This window comes from Pseudomonas sp. NFACC08-1, assembly GCF_900106735.1.
Classification (GTDB): domain Bacteria; phylum Pseudomonadota; class Gammaproteobacteria; order Pseudomonadales; family Pseudomonadaceae; genus Aquipseudomonas; species Aquipseudomonas fluorescens_Q.
Genome location: NZ_FNNL01000009.1, coordinates 265695 through 283471, shown reverse-complemented (window position 1 = coordinate 283471; position 17777 = coordinate 265695). Strand labels below are relative to the sequence as shown.

Sequence of the window (17777 nt, the reverse complement as noted above, 5' to 3'; positions counted from 1 at the left end):
CGATATGCAAGCTGCCAAGCCGAAAGTCGGCTTCATCGGTACCGGGAACATGGGCCGTCCATTGATAGAACGTCTGCTGAACGCGGGTTACGAGGTCCAGGTGCATGATATCGACCCCACGCATGCTCGCCCGGTGATCGAGTTGGGCGCCTCCTGGAAAGACACTCCTGCGCTGTGCGCTAATACATGCCAGATCGTGGTGACCTGCCTACCGCTACCGCACCACGTGCTGGAAAACATGACGGGCGAGCACGGCGCCCTGGCAGGAATGGCGCAAGGGACGGTCTGGATTGACACATCCACCACCGACTATCACAACACCCGTCATATCGCTGAACTGGCCAGGCAAAAAAACATCTTCAGCCTGGAAGCGCCCGTCAGCAACCTGTCGCATATGGGCGTGGATTTCGCCAATGTGTGTTTCTACATCGGCGGTGATGAACGCGGTTACCGCTTGAGCCAGGTCATGCTTGAAACCATGGGCCGCAAATCCTTCTATGTGGGAGAAATTGGAGCCGGCCAATCGGTCAAGCTGCTCACCAACCTGCTGTTCTACACCGCCACTGTGGTATGGGCCGAATTGCTGATCATAGCCAGGGCCAACGATATTCCCCTGCATTGGCTGTGGGACTACGTGAAAGTCTCGCGGGGAAACTGTTTTGTCAGCAACCAGCTGACTCCGTTCATATTCGACGCCAGCTACGATCATTCCTGTACGTTGGAGATCACCGTCAAGGACACGAGCCTCACCGAGGCACTGGCCGATGAACTGGGGGTGGCAATGCCGCTGGGACGCATCGTCGCCCAGCGCTATTGCCAGGCGGGGACGCTGTTCGATAGCCAGGACAATCACGTAAAAGTGGCTGCCTTGAGTGAGCGGGAAAACGATCTGTGCCTCACCCTGCCCAATTTTCATGCCCCTTCGCCCTATGGAGCCGATCGCAACTATCGCCACAGCGGCGATGTGGTTGAAGACGCCTTGGGCCGTGTCACACCAACCCTCGCACCGATGTTCCATTCGGGCGTCGTATTCACCGACGACAGCAAGATCAAACTGGCCTCGCACCTGGTGGAGTTTCTGGCCTGCATCAATAAGGTCATCCTCGACGAGGCCTGTCAGATCGGCCGCGCAATGGGCCTCTCGGACGCCCTGATCGAGCAGGTGGTGAACTGGAGTTGCGGCCCCAGCTGGGTTGCCGAGCACCTGGATAGCTACGAACCGTGCCTGGACAGTATCGCAGTCGTTGACGAACTCCAGCAGGCATTGCAACTGCCCGTCATCGAACAAATCTTTCATCAGTCGATTCTGGGCTTCCCATCCCCTGCCCGGGCAGTTGGGCATGGGTTGCGAGAGGGAGTGGTCACGCCATGAAGATCACCTCTATCAAGGTCTACCAACTGGATGTACCACTCAAGAACAAATACAGCCTCAGCGGCGGTCGACTGCACTACGACTCACTCGACGCCACCATCGTCCTGATCACCACGGACAGCGGTCTGGTGGGCGTCGGCGAGAGTTGCCCATGGGGCGCCACTTACTTGCCGGCCTACGCCAAAGGCGTGCGAGCCGGCATCGACGAATTGGCCCCACACCTGCTTGGGGAGAACCCCTTGCACCTGGATCAGATCAATGCACGCATGGATGTCATGCTACCGGGTCATCCCTACGTGAAAGCAGCAATTGATCTGGCCTGCTGGGACATCCTGGGCAAACATTGCCAATTGCCGATATATGCGTTGCTCGGCGGCCGGTTCCAAGAGTCGATTGCCTTGCAAAGCAGCATCCCCACCGACGACGCGGAGCAGATGGCGAACTATCTGGCACTCGCCCGCAGTGAGGGCTATCGCACCCACTCTTGCAAGGTCGGCATCGGGGTGGATGAGGATGTTGCCCAAATCCGGCACCTGCTCGAGCAGCGACTGCCCGGCGAGGTCATCACGTTCGATGTCAACCGTGCTTGGACAGTGGCGGAAGCGGTCGCCGTGATGAACAGCGTGAAGGACCCAACTGTGTGCTTCGAACAGCCCTGTGAATCAATGGAACAGTGCCGAGCCGTGCGTGAGTTGACACGCAACCCGATCATTCTTGACGAATCCATCGTTACCCTTGGCGATCTGGTGCAAGGCCAGCGCCAGAACATCGCCCAGTTGATAGGGTTGAAGATTGGCCGCGTCGGGGGCCTGACCAAAGCCCGGCAACTTCGGGACTTCTGCGCCTACCACGGCATCCGGATGAACATCGAAGACGTCGGCGGCACACAGATCAGTGACAGTGCCGTGATGCACCTGGCCGCGTCGACTCCCAGCCGCCTGCATCGCGCCAGCTGGAACTGCTGCCGACACCATGAGGTACGACTGGCCGAGGTGGATTTCGAAATCAGCCAGGGTCGTGCCTACCTGCATGACAGCCCAGGTCTGGGACTGGCCCTTGACCCTCGGCAGTTCGAGCATCCCGTCGCACAGTACGGATGAATTTCACGTTTTTTCAAACTGATCCATGGAGGTTCCATGACCAGCGCCCCTTCACCCTTGCACTTGGTTCGCGGGTTCGACATCGACCCTTTTGCATCTTTTACCTTACCCAACGAACATTACACTGACAGCCAGTTGTTCGACCGGGAAATGGAAGCGATTTTTGCACGTACCTGGCAATACGTCTGTCACATCTCCGCTCTACCCAACGCGGGTGACTATCGAGTGCGCGATCTCGGTCGGCGCAGTGCTCTCGTGGTTCGGGACAAGGACGGTACGCTGCAGGCGTTCCATAATGTCTGCCAGCATCGCGCACATCGACTGGTCGAAGGCAGCGGCCATGTACCTGGATTATTGGCCTGCCCCTATCATGCCTGGGCCTACAGCACCCGTGGACAGCTGATCAGCGCCCGTAAATCCGAACACCTCAAAGACTTCAGCACGGATCAGGTTCAACTCAAACCGGTACGCCTGGACGTATTCTGCGGTTTCATATTCATCAACTTCGACTTGGACGCGCGGCCTATGCAGGCCTTGCTGCCTGGCCTTGAAGCATCAATTCGAACCTTCTCACCAGCACCGGAAAAGCTTTTTCACGCCTACTCCAAAGAATATGGCGTGCAGTCCAATTGGAAAGTCTCCGTGGAAAACTACTCGGAGTGCTACCACTGCCCGATGTGCCATCCCACACTCTCGACGGCGACCCTTGACCTGAAGAGTTATCACCTGACGATCCACGAGCACTATCACGCCCACCTCAGTAGCGACAGTGGTGCGAACCAGGGCTATACGATGAAGGAAAGCTCGGCCCGGTCTCGCGAATTCGGTGCATGGTATCTGTGGCCGAACTTTTGCCTGGAGGTCTACCCCGGGGGCTACATGAATGTATTGCATCATCTGCCAATCAGCGTCGACAAGACCCTTCAAGTGGTCGAATGGTTCTGCACACAAGCAATACCCTCCCAGGAAGAGCAGGAGGTCATCGATTTCGTCGCCGTAATCCGTGAAGAAGATATTCCCTTGTGCGCCAGTGTACAGCGCGGCCTGAACAGTGATGGCTACCAACAAGGTCGCTTCATCGTCGACCCAGCACTGGGAGCCAACAGCGAACATGCCGTGCACGACATTCAGAAAAAAACCCTGGCTGCGTTGGGACTGCTGCACGCAGGCCGGGAGGGGTCATTCCCCGAAGGATGAAGTCAGCCATTCCAGTACCTGGCGAACCGGCGGACTCAGGTTTTCATCACGCCACTTGTACACACTCAGGGCTTCTGGGAGATGAATCGATTCGGAGAAAGGACGCACCAGTTCACCACTGGCGAGCATCTTCTCACTGGTCCGGCGCCACCCAAGGGCGAAACCCAGGCCTTCGACACAGGCCTGCATCATGACCGGATAGCTGTCGTAGAACTTGCCCTTGAGTTCTCCGGCCCTGATGTGGAACTCCCCCAGCCAGTCGCTCCAGGTACTCCAATACTGGGGCGTGGCGACATGATGCAGCAAAGGCAAATCCGCTAACGCCTGCAAGGTCAGCGGCTGGTTACCCAAAGATGCCAGGTAACCGGGACTGCACACCGGAAACACATCATCACTTAAGGTAAACAGCAGAGTGTGATCGCCGGATGGCCGGCCTGAGGTTTGGATGGCGATATCAAATTTTTCGGCAGCTTCGGTAATGGGCTGGATGGACGCATTGAGGCGAACCTCCAGATCAGGGTACTTCCTGTGCAAGGGAGAGATATTCGGCGTCAACCAGTAGAAGGCTTCGCACAATTGAACCTCCAGGACGATTTCGCTGTTGTGTCGTCCTGATTTCAGGTCTTCGGCCCGCGACGCAATTCCCAGGAACGCTGTGCGCACTGCGTCGCGAAACTCGGCGCCCGCCTCGGTCAGGAATACGGCTCGATTTCTACGGATAAACAACGCGACACCGAGAAACTCTTCCAGGGCTCGAATCTGTTTACTGATCGCAGCCTGGGTGAGATGCAACTCGTCCGAGGCCTTGGAAAAGCTTTCCAAACGGGCCGCGGCTTCAAAGGGAACCAAACTGGAAAGTGGGGGCAGTGAGCGTTTGAAGTTATCCATAATTTTCATTCCTCCTGCGTAACCATAAGTCACTTTAACTGCAATTCGAGCTCAATCAGAATCCTTGAGGTCGATCACATAAAGGACCCGTCATGTCTGCAACAACAACGGTTACGGCCGCCGAAAACCGACAAAGCATCCTCATCGTCGTGGGTTCGGTGTTCCTGTTGTCAATGTCAGACGCGCTTATCAAGGCCACCAGTACCGAGACATCGATGTGGCAGCTTTATGTGATCCGCTCGCTCCTGGCCATTGGCATGCTCGCCGCCTTATTGCTGTACCGCCGCGACACAACGCAACAGTGGCCGCTCTCCCCCTTATGGGTAGGAACGAGAAGCCTGTTGCTTGCCTTGATGTGGATCGCCTTTTACAGCGCCCTGCCTTTTATCAGCCTGACCATCGCCGCGTTGGCAATCTATACGACACCTCTGTTTATCGCTTTGTTCTCGGCAATCACCCTGAAAGAGCATGTCACACCGCGCAAGTGGCTGGCCATCTTGGTGGGGTTCGTCGGGGTGGTGGTTACACTCGGGCCAAGTCAGGGTGACTTCAACCTATGGACACTGCTGCCCGTGCTCGCGGCCATTTTCTATGCGCTCGCAGCGGTCGTGACCAAGGGCAAGTGCGCGAAGGAGGTACCGATGCACCTGGCCTTGGCACTCAACATCGTCCTGCTATTGATGGGCATGGTCGGCAGCGTTGTCGTCGCACAAACCGGGCCTCACCTACCGGGCAACGAGGGCTTGCGTTTCCTGGTGGGCGGTTGGTCGCCGATGGCGATCAGTGACTGGGGCGTGATGGTGCTGCTAGCGGTCCTGATGGTACTGGTCAGCACCGGCATTGCCCGGGCCTATCAAATCGGCGAGACCGCGATCATCGGCGCATTCGACTACACCTACCTGATCTTCGCCATCGCCTGGGGGGCCTTGCTGTTTAACGAAGTGCTCAATGGCCGCACCGCGGCCGGTCTGGCCCTGATCCTGATTTCAGGCTTCATCTTGCTGAAAAAGCCCACCGCCACTCGCTGAACGCTTCACATGCACAGGCCTTAACAAGGAGCTGTTTATGCTGACGTCATCTCATTACCTGCCCAATGTGATCCTGTGGGCGGTGTCTCGCAGCCGCTCTACCGCTTTCGAGCGGGCCGTAATGCAGCACCCAGACGTCAGGGTGTTGCATGAAAGGCTCTCCGAGCCCTTTCTGGCCAAGCATTTTCCCGAAAAACATGCGTTGATTGAACAAACCCGTCGGATCAATAACGGGCCGCCCGGAATCACCGACTACGTCGATGCGATGGCATTGCTCGGTGAACCTCCAGCACCACCACACCGCTTGCAATTCTCCAAGGAAATTGCCTACTTCGTCGACTTCGACTCGGTTGATAGCACGTGGCTGGCACAGTTCAGGCATGTGTTCCTGGTCCGCCAACCGTTAGATGTGATGCGGTCGCTGTACCGTGTCAGCCAGAGCGGCGGCACGACCTATTTCGACGCGGATGAATCCGGCTTCGATGAGCTGGCTCGCATCCATGAGCGGGTACTTGAACAGTGCGATGCCGGCCAGGTGCTGTATCTGGACAGTGATGCCGACTTGATGGGTGATACGCGGGGCACCCTGGCGCGCTTTTGTGATTTTGCCGGTATCGACTTTTCGCCTCGCCTTTTGAGCTGGGAACCGGAAAAAGTCGAACAGTGGCAATTTTTCCAAGGCTGGCATGACGATGCCGAGCGCTCCTGCGGCTTTGCCCAAGTCGCGCACCCGCAAATCACCTTCCCGGAAGCCGTCGAATCCACGGCGCGGGACAAACAGCCCCTCTACAGGTTTTTCCACTTGGCGGCCGCCTGGCAACGCGCGCCATCCACGGCGGATCACCTCGATTGCCTTTATGAACCGGTAGCGGCACGGCTACGTGTGCTGTTGCTGGCATCGACAAGGCAGCAGCATCTACGTGCCTTGCAGTGGGCAGCGCAATTGCCTGACGACTACGCTGTCTGGTTATGGAGCAGCCCTGCGCGCAGTCATTTCGATGCGCTTACCCGCGAAGTCGAACAACTGCAAGACTTGCCCCTCGTGACACTGACAACCGATAAAGAACCCGTGTCGCTTGAATTCGTAAGGCACCTGGGCCATCGCCAGCTCTGCCTGATCGGCCCCGACAGCCCGCAAGCACGCCAGACCGAGGTTGCGCTGATCATCATCGACCGAGTTAACCCCACGACGGATGAAATCAGTTCACGGATTGCCCAGCATCAATGGGCGGCAGCCCAACATAGCCGCCAACAGCAGATCAGGACCCAACGTCTCAACGCCTCAATCCGCGCACCAGCCCCCTCTTGGCACACGCGCCTGCATACGTTGTTGTGCGATGCACCTGACAGCATTGTCGCGGTCAGCCCCCAACACAGCCTGAGCGCCCGCGAGCTGAATGCCCAGGCCTGCAATCTGGCTGAGCGCCTCCTCGACATGTGTCCCCATGGGGGCTGGGTCGCAATCCGCCTGGACAAGGACCTGCGCACGCTGGTGACCATGACCGCCTGCAGCCTACTGCGCTGGCCATACCTGGACATCCCTCACTGGTACGGTACCGACGCGACCGCGAACATCCTGGCGAAACTCGATCCAGTGGCTGTGGTGGGAGATACCCTCACCCTCAAGCCCCTGGCAGGCCGCTACCGGTCGCTATTGCTGGATCATCTGCCGGAGCACTGCTGCGAAGCACGAGAGCTGCGGTCGCAGCCGTTCGGTGATGTCGCTTATGGCTTGCTGACCTCCGGCACCACGGGCATGGCAAAGGTGGTCACTATTGCTGACGACGGTCGTCTCGATTCCCTCGCATTCTGGCAACAGCACATCCGACCCGGTGACCGTGTGGGGCTCAATGCCTGGATGACCGGCTATGTGTATTACCCTATCTTCAGCGGTGCGGTTGCCTGCCTGATTCCAGACGCCATGGTGCTGGATCCTCACGCCCTCACAGGCTTTATCCAGGACAGCCGTCTTTCTCAACTTATGATAACGCCCAGCCTGGTGGCCGGCCTGCTGCAAAACGAGCAGGCGTTCCAACAGGCATTTCGCACCGTGCACACCCTTTGGCTGAGTGGTGAGCAACTGCCCGACGCGATTCGCGAACAGCTCGGACGCTGCCTGCCCCACTGCCGGATACTCGATCTGTATGGTTCGAACGAAGCCGGGGACATCGCCCTGATCGGCCTCAGAGGCCGCTTGCACCTCACCCCCGGCACCGAGGCCTACGTGTTGGACTCGACACTTGAATGCGTTCGCCTGGGCAGTCCTGGCGAACTCTATGTGCACACACCGGGACTCACGCCGGGCTATCTCCAGGACGATGCGGCCAACCAGGCCGCCTTTGTAACCAACCCGCTGGCGCTGACCCAGCCGGAACTGGCCCGACGGCTGCTGCGTACCGGTGATATGGTGCGACTCACCGAGGCCGGAAACATCCATTTGCTGGGCCGCAGCACCACGCATTTGAAACTGCGGGGGTTCAAGGTATTCAGCAACGACGTGGAACGTATCCTGGTTGCTCACCCTGAGGTGCGCACGGCCTTGGTCACCACGCGAGGCGACGGACTTGACCTGCAACTGGTCGCCTTCGTCACGCCGGCGGACCCCGAACATCCGCCCCTGGCCACGGTGCTGCGGCAATGGGCGAGTCAACACCTGCCCGCTTTCAGCGTTCCGGTAGCCTATTACCTGAGCCCCTCGATCCCGGCCGGAGCCAGCCAGAAGCGCCTGGGCGCGCACCTATTGTTGCAACAGCCATTGGTTTCTCTTCCGGATGACAAACCGTCGCTCACGCCCTTGCAATCCCGGGTCGCCGCCTTGTGGGGCGATTGCCTGCACCTACAGGATGTCATCCTGGGCCCTGACAGCGACTTCCTCGACATGGGCGGCAGCCTGTTGCTGCTGGAACTGATGAACCTGATTAACCGCACTTTCCGCGCCGATCTGTCTGTTGCCGACATCACCCGCGATGCGACCCTTGCAGGCATTACTCAGTTGCTCGCTCTTAGGCTCCAAGGGGAATCCGTGCAGGAGGCCCCCTTCTCGGTCGATGCCGAAACCGAGCTTTACCTGTCCCGGCTGCAAGCATCTGGGGCGCATGTGCCGCCACGCCGAGCACGGCGGACAATGCTGGTTACAGGGGCTACTGGGTACCTGGGACGAGTGATTGTTCGCCAATTGCAACAGACGACGGGCGTGGAGCGCATTCTGTGCCTGGTGCGGGCCGATAGCCCGGCTCACGCGCAGCAGCGGGTAGCCGATCTGGGGCCAGTAGAGGTCGTGGCTGCGAACCTGGGCCAACCCAGGCTAGGCCTGTCACCCGAGGCTTACCGGCAACTGTCCTCGGAGGTCGACTGCATCATTCATTGCGGCGCCGAGGTTAACTGGCTCAAGCGTTATGAACGCCTAGCCGAGACCAATGTTGGCGGCGTCCTGGAGATGCTGCGCCTGGCTGCCCTGGGCGGTGCCGGCGTCATCTTCGCCTCGACCTTGCCGGAAACGATCCCGACGACCGGCTACAACCGAGCCAAGCTGGTTGCCGAAAGCGTGGCGATAACGTTCTGTAAACGGACAGGGATAGATCTGAACATCCTGCGATGCGGTGACATCAGCGCCCCCGCCCAGGCCATTGCCTGCGACCGCATCAACCCCGACGACTATGTCGGACTGATGATTCGAAGCTGCCTCGCACTCAAGGCCTGGCCAGCGCAAAGCGACTGGTCGCTGAATCTCACGCCGGTCGATTATGTCGCCCGGATCTTCGTGCACTGCGCCCTCGGCCAGCCGATGACGCACTCGACATCGATCCATCACCTTTACAACCCAGTGAACACCCGCTGGGTACAGATCTGCACCTGGATCCAGACACTCTTGGGGACGAACCGGTTCACTGCCCTCCCTTTAGCCGAATGGCAAGCCAGACTCAAGACCCAGGCACCCGGCAACCCCGTGCTCCAGCGCACGTTGCTGATTCTTCCGATGATCATTGCCGACTTCGATCACTTCAGCCATCCAGCCCCGTTACAACTCGCGCATTTGAAATGCCCGGTGATCGATGCCGAATGGACGCAGCAATACCTCACGGCGCTCCACCTACACACAGGAGAGACCCCATGACGCATACCACCACCGGATGGGCGGCACATAGCCCGGGCTCGCCGTTGGAGCCCTTTACTTATCCACGCTCGGACCCGGGCCCCAATGAAGTCGAGATCCGGGTCACCCATTGTGGAGCCTGTACCAGTGATTTGCATTTGATTGAAGGTCATTGGGGCGAAGCATCTCAATACCCACAAGTGTGTGGTCATGAGGTGGTAGGGGAAGTAGTTCGCACCGGATCTTTGGTAGTGGGGCTCCCCTTGGGACAACGGGTCGGCGTCGGTTGGTACAAAGGTGCATGCCTGGCCTGCGAGTGGTGCTTGAAGGGTGAAGAGCAGCATTGTCCAAACGTGGTGCCTACCTGCAGCGATGGACACCGAGGGGGCTTCGCGGACTTTTTGACCTGCGACGCACGGTTCGTATTCGCCATCCCCGATGCACTGCCCTCCCCCATGGCAGCGCCTCTGTTTTGCGCAGGACAGACCGTATTCACCGCACTGCTGCATGGTACGCGTCCGGACATGCGGGTCGGCGTTCTGGGAATCGGAGGGCTGGGCCACCTGGCCATTCAGTTCGCCTCCAAGTTCGGGTGCACCGTGACCGCGCTGTCGAGCTCAGAAGACAAGAAAGCCCAGGCCATGGAGCTGGGTGCTCGCCACTTCCACACCCTGGATCCTGTCACGTTGCACGCACTGGAAAACACCCTGGACTTCCTGCTGGTGACCGCCTCCAACGATCAGGACTGGGCCAGCGCCATCGCCTTGCTGCGCCCCCGCGGCACCTTGTGTTTTGCCGGCATGCCCAACCCGATCACCTTAGACATCGCAGCCATGACCTACAAAACCCTGACCGTCTCCACCGCCAACGTCGGCGGGCGTCACGACATGCTGCAAATGTTGGCATTTGCCAGCGAGCATCGCGTCTGGCCGTTGGTCGAAACCTTCCCGGCGACACGCATCAACCATGCCCTGGATGCGCTGCGCAACAACCAGGTGCGTTATCGCGCGGTCATTGAGTTCTGATCATACAAGCTCCACGGAGATACCTCATGCCCTCTTCGCTGGCACTACCGTCAACCGTCCATTCACATTCGGATCTGGTCCTCCATGACTTCGAAATCGGACGTCAGGACCACTCCGACCTGAAAGGCCATCGTTCTCTCCTGTTGTGGTTCACCGGCATGTCCGGCGCGGGCAAGTCATGCATTGCCAACCGGGTCCAGGCCAACCTGCATAAGCATCGACTACACACCTGCCTGTTGGACGGCGACCGGCTTCGTCAGGGTCTGACCGCCGACCTGGGCTTTGCCGATGACGATCGCAAGGAAAACATCAGGCGTACGGCCGAGGTGGGCAGATTGATGGTGGACGCTGGCGTGATCACCTTGGTGTGCCTGATCTCGCCGTTCGAACAAGAGCGGCGCATGGCCAAGGCTCTCTTCGCCCCTGACGACTTCATTGAGATATTCATTGATGCGCCACTGGCAGTCCTGGAGCGACGAGACCCCAAAGGGTTATACGCCAAGGCACGTCAGGGCCTAATCAAGAATTTCACCGGTATCGACTCCCCTTATGAGCGCCCTCTGTCCCCCGACATCGTGATCGATAGCGCAGCGGCTTCTGTCGAGCAGGCTGCACACGCTATCGAAACATTCCTGCACCACCGTCGGTGCTGGAACTAGCCATTACATCACCACAGGACAACCATCATGAAGACGCTTGTTATCGTCGGTGCTGGCTTCAGCGGTGTGGCCACCGCGGCACAGATCCTACGCAGCGGTTTCACCAACCTGCGCATCATATTGATCAACCGCACGCGGGCTATGGCCCGGGGGCTGGCCTACGGCACCAACAGCCCCCTCCATTTATTGAACGCCAGCATTGGAAAAATGAGCGCGCTGGACGACGTTCCGGAAGACTTTCTGAGGTTCTGCAAAAGCCGGCACTACCATGTCGAGCCCACCTCGTACGTCAGTCGCAGCCTCTATGGCAGCTACTTGAACGATGTCCTCGACAGCGCTGAACGATTCAATCCTGGCGTACAACTGTCACGGATTGTCGCGCAGGTCACACAGGTGCAACCCTACGGCGACGGCGCCCAGCTCAAGCTGTCGGACGGGCGTATCCTTGAGGCGGATCATGTGATCCTCGCCTTTGGCAACTTCCCTCCCGCCGACTGCTGCAACTTGAACAAGACCTTGCGCCCGGAAACTTATGTGCACGATCCCTGGGAACCACCTACTTGCTTGGCGTCTGATCCAGCCGCCGCGGTACTGTTGATCGGCACTGGCCTGACGGCGGTGGACATGGCGCTGCAGCTGGTCCAAAAGGGCCATCGAGGTCCTATCCATCTACTCTCGCGGCGCGGACTTTTGCCCTTGGGTCATCTCCAGGAGGCCGTTGCGCCTCTTTCCGCTCCCTTGCACCTGGGACGCGGTTCACCTCGACAATTGATGGCGACGCTGCGCAAGCGGGTCAAAGCGCACCAGCACCAAGGCGGCGACTGGCGAGCCGTGGTTGACAGCCTACGCCCCTGGGTACAAAAACTCTGGTCGGCGATGGATACCACGCAGCAGCGACAATTCCTGCGACATGTCCAGCCTTGGTGGGACGTCCACCGTCACCGTTTGGCACCAGCGACTTTCGAACACTTTCAGCACTATCTGAACACTGGCCAGTTGGCTATTCATGCCGGCAGGCTGATTAACGTGGCGCTGCTGGGCGAAGGCCTGATTGTTGACTTTCGACGGCGCAGCGACCAGGCAACTGAATCGCTCAAGGTCAGCAGAATTATCAATTGCACCGGTCCCAATCTCGATATCCAGCGAGTCGAGTCTCCCTTGGTCAATAACTTGCTGGAGCAAGGACTTATCAGCGCCGCCCCTTGTGGTTTCGGGATCTTGGTGGACGAGCAATTGTGCGTACTGGATCAGCACTATCAACCGATACCCTGGCTTAGTTACGTGGGGCCCATGCTCAAAGCCCAGTATTGGGAGGCCACGGCAGTACCCGAGCTGCGGCGCTTTTCTATCAAGTTGGCCACCCGCATGACCACTTTGCTAGCAGATGCACCGGTGGGCAATGGGCTGCGTCCCAAGCTGCGTGAAACGCCTCAAGACCAGCTGGCGATTGCCATTGACCGGAAAAGCACGCCAAATGCCGGAGGGCGAACGTAGCAGCCAGTAAGGATGAGCCAGAGCAAACCAAAGATCCGGTAATCCAAGGCACGCTTCTGGGGTCGATAGCGTGGCACATCCAACATCACCGGTTCAGGCAGACCGCTATCGCGAGCAGAGCTCGCTCCCACAGAGACTGCGGTCTGCCAAGTGCACCGCGAACCGCGTCAATCCGCATGTTCTATCCTTGAACGCAAGCCCCCACACTAGAAACTGCCAATGCCCGCCCCCGCGCGACATAGTGCACAAAGGTTCGAGCCATTGGCAAAGCCCTGGATTACAGCTTGAAACGCTGGACGGCGCTGTCGCGCTACCTCGATGACGGGGCTGTGCCCATTGACAATAATTAGTGTGAAAACCAGATACGGCCTTGGGCGCTGGGGCGCAAGAATTGGCTCTTTGCTGGGTCGCTACGCAGCGGCAAACGCGCCGCTACGATCATGAGTTTGGTCCAGTCGGCCCGAAACAATGGGCGCGATCCGTATGCCTACCTGAAGGATGTGCTGACGCGCCTGCCTACGCAGCGGGCGAGTGAGATTGCAGCGCTGCTACCACATAGGTGGCGTCCGGCTTAGTCGTGCAAGACGGTTTGCCCGTGCGCTTACAATAAAGCCGCACGACGTCATCAAGAACGTTGGAGGCAGATGATAATGCGATACAGAGGAAAAATACCCGCCCCGCAAGATGCCCGATGCCAAGAGAGCTCGTGTGACCATGCTAAAGATCAAGGCCGGAACCACTCATTGGACAGACAATCCTCAGCATAACGAAGCGGTTGTAGTCCCCAACGTTGCGCGTGCCCTCCTCGGCCTATTGAGTGAAAGCGGACTTTCGACGGAACGGGTCTGCCGTGGCTTGGGCTTCGGGTACGATGAACTGCTCGATCTTGAGATGCGCTTGTCCTACCGGCAAACACGGTCGCTGATCACCCGAACGCAGCGAGCGTTACGCGATCCTGCACTGGGTCTTTCCACCGGCAGTCGCCAGACGACCGTGTCCTGGGGATTGGCTGGCTTGGCGATGCTAACGTGCAAGACGCTCGGAGAGGCGATCACCTATGGCCTGGAACACCAGGGCGACACCGGCGCCTTGTTGGAGCACCGAGCCAAGTTTAACGCCAGTGAATTGGTCATCGCGGTCAAGTCGAAGGTTTTTGATATTGAAATCGAACCTTTTCTGGTCGAGGAAGCGTTCTCCAGTGCCGTGGCCATCGTGCGACGGCTCGTGGGTCCGTCCTTCAATCCCCTGCGGGTGGAGTTGTCTTATGCTCGCCCAGCCTATGCCGATGCCTACAGGCGATCTTTCCGTTGCCCCGTCAAATTCATGGCCGGTGGCAACCGTCTGGTGAGCGGAATCCATTGGTTGAATACACAGCTTCCAGACTATGACGATATTACCTGTGGTCCCCTGCGCGCCCACCTGGACAAGATGCTGATTCGACATGTCATTCGCAACGAGCTCATTGAAACCGTTTTAAGCCAGATCCGCCTCAACCTGCAGAACCCAGAGGCGCTGCAGGTGATTTCGAACCAACTGAATATGAGTGAACGCACGCTACGCCGAAAACTGACTGAGTTAGGGATAACCTACAGCGAGCTTTTCGACCAGATACGGCACGAGCGGGCCCGCGATTTACTCCGCCATACGGATATGAAGATCGCCGATATCGGCCACGCCATAGGCTTCAGCGATGCGCATAGTTTCAGGCGCGCTTTTAAACGTTGGTCGGGAATGCTGCCAGGCGAACATCGGCAAGCATGACAGAGAGCGGCCCTCCATGCGAAGGGCATCTGCTGTGGACACGCTGTCAGGACTTGGGATTCTTGACGTAGCGCAGGACAACGAAGCTGGCGATCACAATCAGCGGAGCGATGGAAAGCATGCCCATATAGGTGGTGCCAGAAACATCGTTAATCTTGCCCACCATGACAGGCGCAATCATGCCACTGAGCTGACCAATGGAATTGATCGCTGCAGTTCCCGTGGCAATGGCCAGTCCAGAAAACGTAGATTGCGGAATCGTCCAGAAAATCGGGATGGCTATAAAGGTGCCCGCCGTTGCGAGGACCAGCGCCGCCATCATCGCCCAGGATGATTCAGAGAACAGGCAGGCCAACACATAGCCGACGGCGGCCGCCATCAGACACAGGACAAGATAGCCTTTACGCTCGCCTGTACGATCGGAGCGGCGGGTCAGCAGAATCATACCGACACACGCGACGATATATGGCAATGCCGAGAGCATCCCCACCCAGAAGAGGCTTTGAATACCCGAAGATTTGATCAGATGCGGCATCCAGAAATTAAGTCCATAGGAAGCCGTCTTGATCACAAAGTAGATGAACGCCATGATCGCTACTTCCCGCGTGAACAACACTCGCCACAGTGATCCCAGTACCGGCTTCTGGTTGGCTTTGTCCTGCTCCAGGTTGGCGACAAGCAGATCTTTCTCGCCCCGGGTCAGCCATTTGGCCGACTCGATGTCGCGGTCAAGTTTCCACAGGACCAGCACACCCAGTCCGACACACGGCAGCCCGGACATCAGGAACAACCAATGCCATCCGGCAAGGCCGAACACGCCATCCATCGTCCCAAGCAAAATACCCGCAGCGGGGCCGCCGACGGCGCCCGCCAGGGGGACCGACAGGAACCACAGACCATTCATCTTGGCCAGGTGCTTTTTCGGAAACCAGCAAGCCAGGTAGAACAGGATCGCCGGGCCGAAGCCGGCCTCCATGACACCAATCAGAAACCGAAGGAAATAAAGTGTGTATTGGGTATAGGCGAACATCAGTGCGGCCGTGGCCAGCCCCCAGGAAACCATGATTCGGCAGATCCAGGCGGGCGCTCCGTACCGTTTGAGGCCGATACTGCTGGGGACTTCGAAAAGCACATAGCCGATGAAAAACATACTCGCGGCCAGGCCGTACGCAGCGTCGGTCAAGCCCAACTCATGCTGCATCTGGGTCTTGGCAAAGCTGATGTTGATCCGGTCGAAATAGGAAAAAAGAAAGCAGATTATCGCCAGGGGCATGATGCGCCAGGCCACACGTCGATAGAGCAGCAGTTCATTGATTTCTTCACTGCGCGCAAGCGTCATCGCGCCAGTCATGGCTACCATAGTGTTTCTCCATTCTTGTAGTTATTGGAGAGGAAATGCTTCCGGACGGGTGTCCTCCGGGATTAACCGATTCGAGTCAATCTGTCCTTGAAGGCAAGCCCCTTGGTGACGTAGCCCGAGGCATTACGTTGCATGTCGGCAATCGCTTCAGAGCTCAGTTCGCGCACGACTTTGGCCGGTGCCCCCAGAATCAGGGAGTTGTCCGGAAATACCTTGCCCTCGGTCACAATCGCCCCGGCGCCAACCAGGCAGTGTTTGCCGATGACCGCACCGTTGAGCACAACCGCTTGAATCCCGATCAACGCGCCATCGCCGATCGTGCAACCGTGCAGCATGGCCTGGTGGCCGATGGTGACCCCCGCCCCCACGGTCAGCAGGAATCCAGGGTCAGCATGCAGCACGGCGCCTTCCTGTACGTTGCTGCATTGGCCGATTCGAATCGGTTCGTTGTCGCCGCGCAAAACGGCCTGGGGCCAGATACTTACTCCTTGTTCCAGCGTGACAGCACCAATGACTGTGGCCTCATCGGCAACGAAGGTTTCGGCGTGGATCGCGGGGATAAACGTGTCGTACTGATAGATAGCCATGGCAACGCCTCCTCAGGCTGATCGTCGGTTTTCAGGACACCGGCCGCACACAGCTGGGCTATATGCTCGTCGCTGTAACCCAGCTCCCGCATAACCTTGTGGGTATGTTCACCGATACGAGGTATCGATCGACGGGGTTGCAGCCGCTCGCCATCCAGAGACAACGGCAGCAGGGGCATGGCAGTCAGGGACCCGTCCTCAAGCTGCAGATCCGCCAGGCCGCCGCTTTGCAGCAGATGAGGATCCGCGAACAATTCCTCGGGACGACGAATCGGTGCAAAGGGGATACCGTTCGCTTCCAACTCAAGAGCCAGCGCCTTGGCATCCATGGTCGCGAATACTTCTGCCAGGTCGGCCAATAGCCGGGGGCGCTGCAGCACCCGGTCGTTATTGGTGGCGAGGCTTTGGTCGTCGAGCAAGGCCGTCTGGCCCAGCAACTGACACAAGGCGCTCCACTGACCTTCGCCCGTGGCGGCGACGAACATCTGCTCGCCTCCGGCAAACTGGAATACATCGTAGATGGCCCAGGCACTGATACGGTTCGGCATCGGGGCGGCCGCCTGGCCGGTGACGACGTATTGCTGCATGTGCTGGGCCGCGAGCAATACGCAGTTCTCGTACAGTGCACTCTGGACTTCACGGCCGGCGCCGGTGATGTTGCGCTCGTTCAGTGCCGCAAGCACGCCGATTGCACCGAACATACCGCCCATGATGTCGTTCACTGAACTGCCAGCGCGCAATGGCCTGCCGACAGGCCCTGTCATGTAGGCCAGCCCCGCCATCATCTGCACCACCTCATCCAGCGCCAGGCGATTGTCGTAAGGTCCGTTGAGAAAACCTTTATGCGAGGCGTAGATGATGCGCGGGTTGCGTTCACGAATCGCTGCGTAACCGAATCCAAGTTCTTGCATCCGCCCGGGCTTGAAGTTTTCGATGAACACGTCGGCGGTGTCGATCAGTTCCAGCACCGCATCTCGCCCTTGTGGGGTATTGACGTCGACAGCGATGCACTGCTTGTTACGGTTGAAGGTACGAAAGAAACCGGCACCGGCCCCCAGCAGACGGCGCGTACCGTCGCCACGAATTGGCTCGATCTTGATGACCTCTGCGCCGAGGTCTCCCAGGATCATTCCGCAGGTCGGTCCCATCACCATATGAGAAATTTCGACGACACGAATGCCGTCCAATGGAAGTCTGGACATTAGCGTTTTCC

13 protein-coding genes and 2 pseudogenes are annotated in these 17777 nt (G+C 58.5%); 11 read left to right on the top strand and 4 right to left on the bottom strand.

Annotated features, from left to right (window positions below):
• Positions 1 to 4: 4 nt before the first annotated feature.
• The 3 genes from BLU76_RS20135 to BLU76_RS20125 are packed head-to-tail and all read left to right on the top strand — an operon-like array spanning position 5 to position 3669.
• Positions 5 to 1372, top strand: a complete 1368-nt coding sequence (locus BLU76_RS20135) for an NAD(P)-dependent oxidoreductase (RefSeq protein ID WP_092145688.1) — start codon at positions 5 to 7, stop codon at positions 1370 to 1372.
• Positions 1369 to 2472: a mandelate racemase/muconate lactonizing enzyme family protein gene (locus BLU76_RS20130; RefSeq protein ID WP_092145686.1), complete on the top strand. Its 1104-nt coding sequence runs from the start codon at positions 1369 to 1371 to the stop codon at positions 2470 to 2472. Before BLU76_RS20135 ends, BLU76_RS20130 begins: the two co-directional genes overlap by 4 nt.
• A 36-nt stretch (positions 2473 to 2508) precedes the next feature.
• The gene (locus BLU76_RS20125) at positions 2509 to 3669 is read left to right on the top strand and encodes an aromatic ring-hydroxylating oxygenase subunit alpha (protein WP_092145684.1); all 1161 of its coding nucleotides are present in this window, start codon (positions 2509 to 2511) and stop codon (positions 3667 to 3669) included.
• Here the strand turns inward: BLU76_RS20125 and BLU76_RS20120 are convergent.
• Positions 3652 to 4557 carry a LysR substrate-binding domain-containing protein gene (locus tag BLU76_RS20120; RefSeq protein ID WP_092145683.1) on the bottom strand — a complete coding sequence of 302 codons (906 nt, stop codon included), beginning with the start codon at positions 4555 to 4557 and terminating at the stop codon, positions 3652 to 3654. The two genes, BLU76_RS20125 and BLU76_RS20120, sit on opposite strands and share 18 nt — an antisense overlap.
• A 92-nt stretch (positions 4558 to 4649) precedes the next feature.
• Here BLU76_RS20120 and BLU76_RS20115 point away from each other — a divergent pair, with 92 nt between their 5' ends.
• The 8 genes and pseudogenes from BLU76_RS20115 to BLU76_RS20085 all read left to right on the top strand — a co-directional run bounded on the left by BLU76_RS20115 (position 4650) and on the right by BLU76_RS20085 (position 14617).
• Positions 4650 to 5585: a DMT family transporter gene (locus tag BLU76_RS20115; RefSeq protein WP_092145681.1), complete on the top strand. Its 936-nt coding sequence runs from the start codon at positions 4650 to 4652 to the stop codon at positions 5583 to 5585.
• A 37-nt stretch (positions 5586 to 5622) separates the two neighbouring features.
• Entirely contained in the window at positions 5623 to 9699 is a 4077-nt protein-coding gene (locus BLU76_RS20110) for an SDR family oxidoreductase (protein ID WP_092145679.1), read from the top strand.
• Positions 9624 to 10106, top strand: a pseudogene (locus tag BLU76_RS32350) (alcohol dehydrogenase catalytic domain-containing protein); the annotation flags it as partial. The gene BLU76_RS20110 and the pseudogene BLU76_RS32350, both read left to right, overlap by 76 nt.
• 27 nt (positions 10107 to 10133) lie before the next feature.
• Positions 10134 to 10703, top strand: coding sequence for a zinc-binding dehydrogenase (locus BLU76_RS31945; protein ID WP_256572686.1), 570 nt, complete (start codon positions 10134 to 10136; stop codon positions 10701 to 10703).
• Between the two features lie 26 nt (positions 10704 to 10729).
• Entirely contained in the window at positions 10730 to 11362 is a 633-nt protein-coding gene (gene cysC, locus BLU76_RS20100) for an adenylyl-sulfate kinase (RefSeq protein WP_256572685.1), read from the top strand.
• Positions 11363 to 11389: 27 nt separating this feature from the next.
• Positions 11390 to 12856, top strand: a complete 1467-nt coding sequence (locus BLU76_RS20095; RefSeq protein WP_092145675.1) for an FAD/NAD(P)-binding protein — start codon at positions 11390 to 11392, stop codon at positions 12854 to 12856.
• Positions 12857 to 13113: 257 nt separating this feature from the next.
• Positions 13114 to 13431 (top strand): annotated as a pseudogene (locus BLU76_RS20090) (transposase); the annotation flags it as partial.
• 139 nt (positions 13432 to 13570) lie between these two features.
• Positions 13571 to 14617, top strand: coding sequence for an AraC family transcriptional regulator (locus tag BLU76_RS20085; protein ID WP_092145721.1), 1047 nt, complete (start codon positions 13571 to 13573; stop codon positions 14615 to 14617).
• A gap of 46 nt (positions 14618 to 14663) precedes the next feature.
• On the opposite strand, the gene BLU76_RS20080 is transcribed toward BLU76_RS20085, so the two are convergent.
• From BLU76_RS20080 to BLU76_RS20070, 3 genes are all read right to left on the bottom strand, one after another.
• Positions 14664 to 15977 (bottom strand): MFS transporter, encoded by a 1314-nt coding sequence (locus BLU76_RS20080; protein ID WP_092145673.1) that lies wholly within the window; start codon positions 15975 to 15977, stop codon positions 14664 to 14666.
• 62 nt (positions 15978 to 16039) lie between these two features.
• A complete protein-coding gene (locus BLU76_RS20075; protein ID WP_092145671.1) occupies positions 16040 to 16564 on the bottom strand; it encodes a gamma carbonic anhydrase family protein in 525 nt (174 codons plus the stop codon).
• On the bottom strand, positions 16459 to 17766 hold the full coding sequence (locus tag BLU76_RS20070) for a CaiB/BaiF CoA transferase family protein (protein ID WP_256572684.1): 1308 nt from the start codon (positions 17764 to 17766) through the stop codon (positions 16459 to 16461). Before BLU76_RS20070 ends, BLU76_RS20075 begins: the two co-directional genes overlap by 106 nt.
• Positions 17767 to 17777 lie beyond the last annotated feature (11 nt).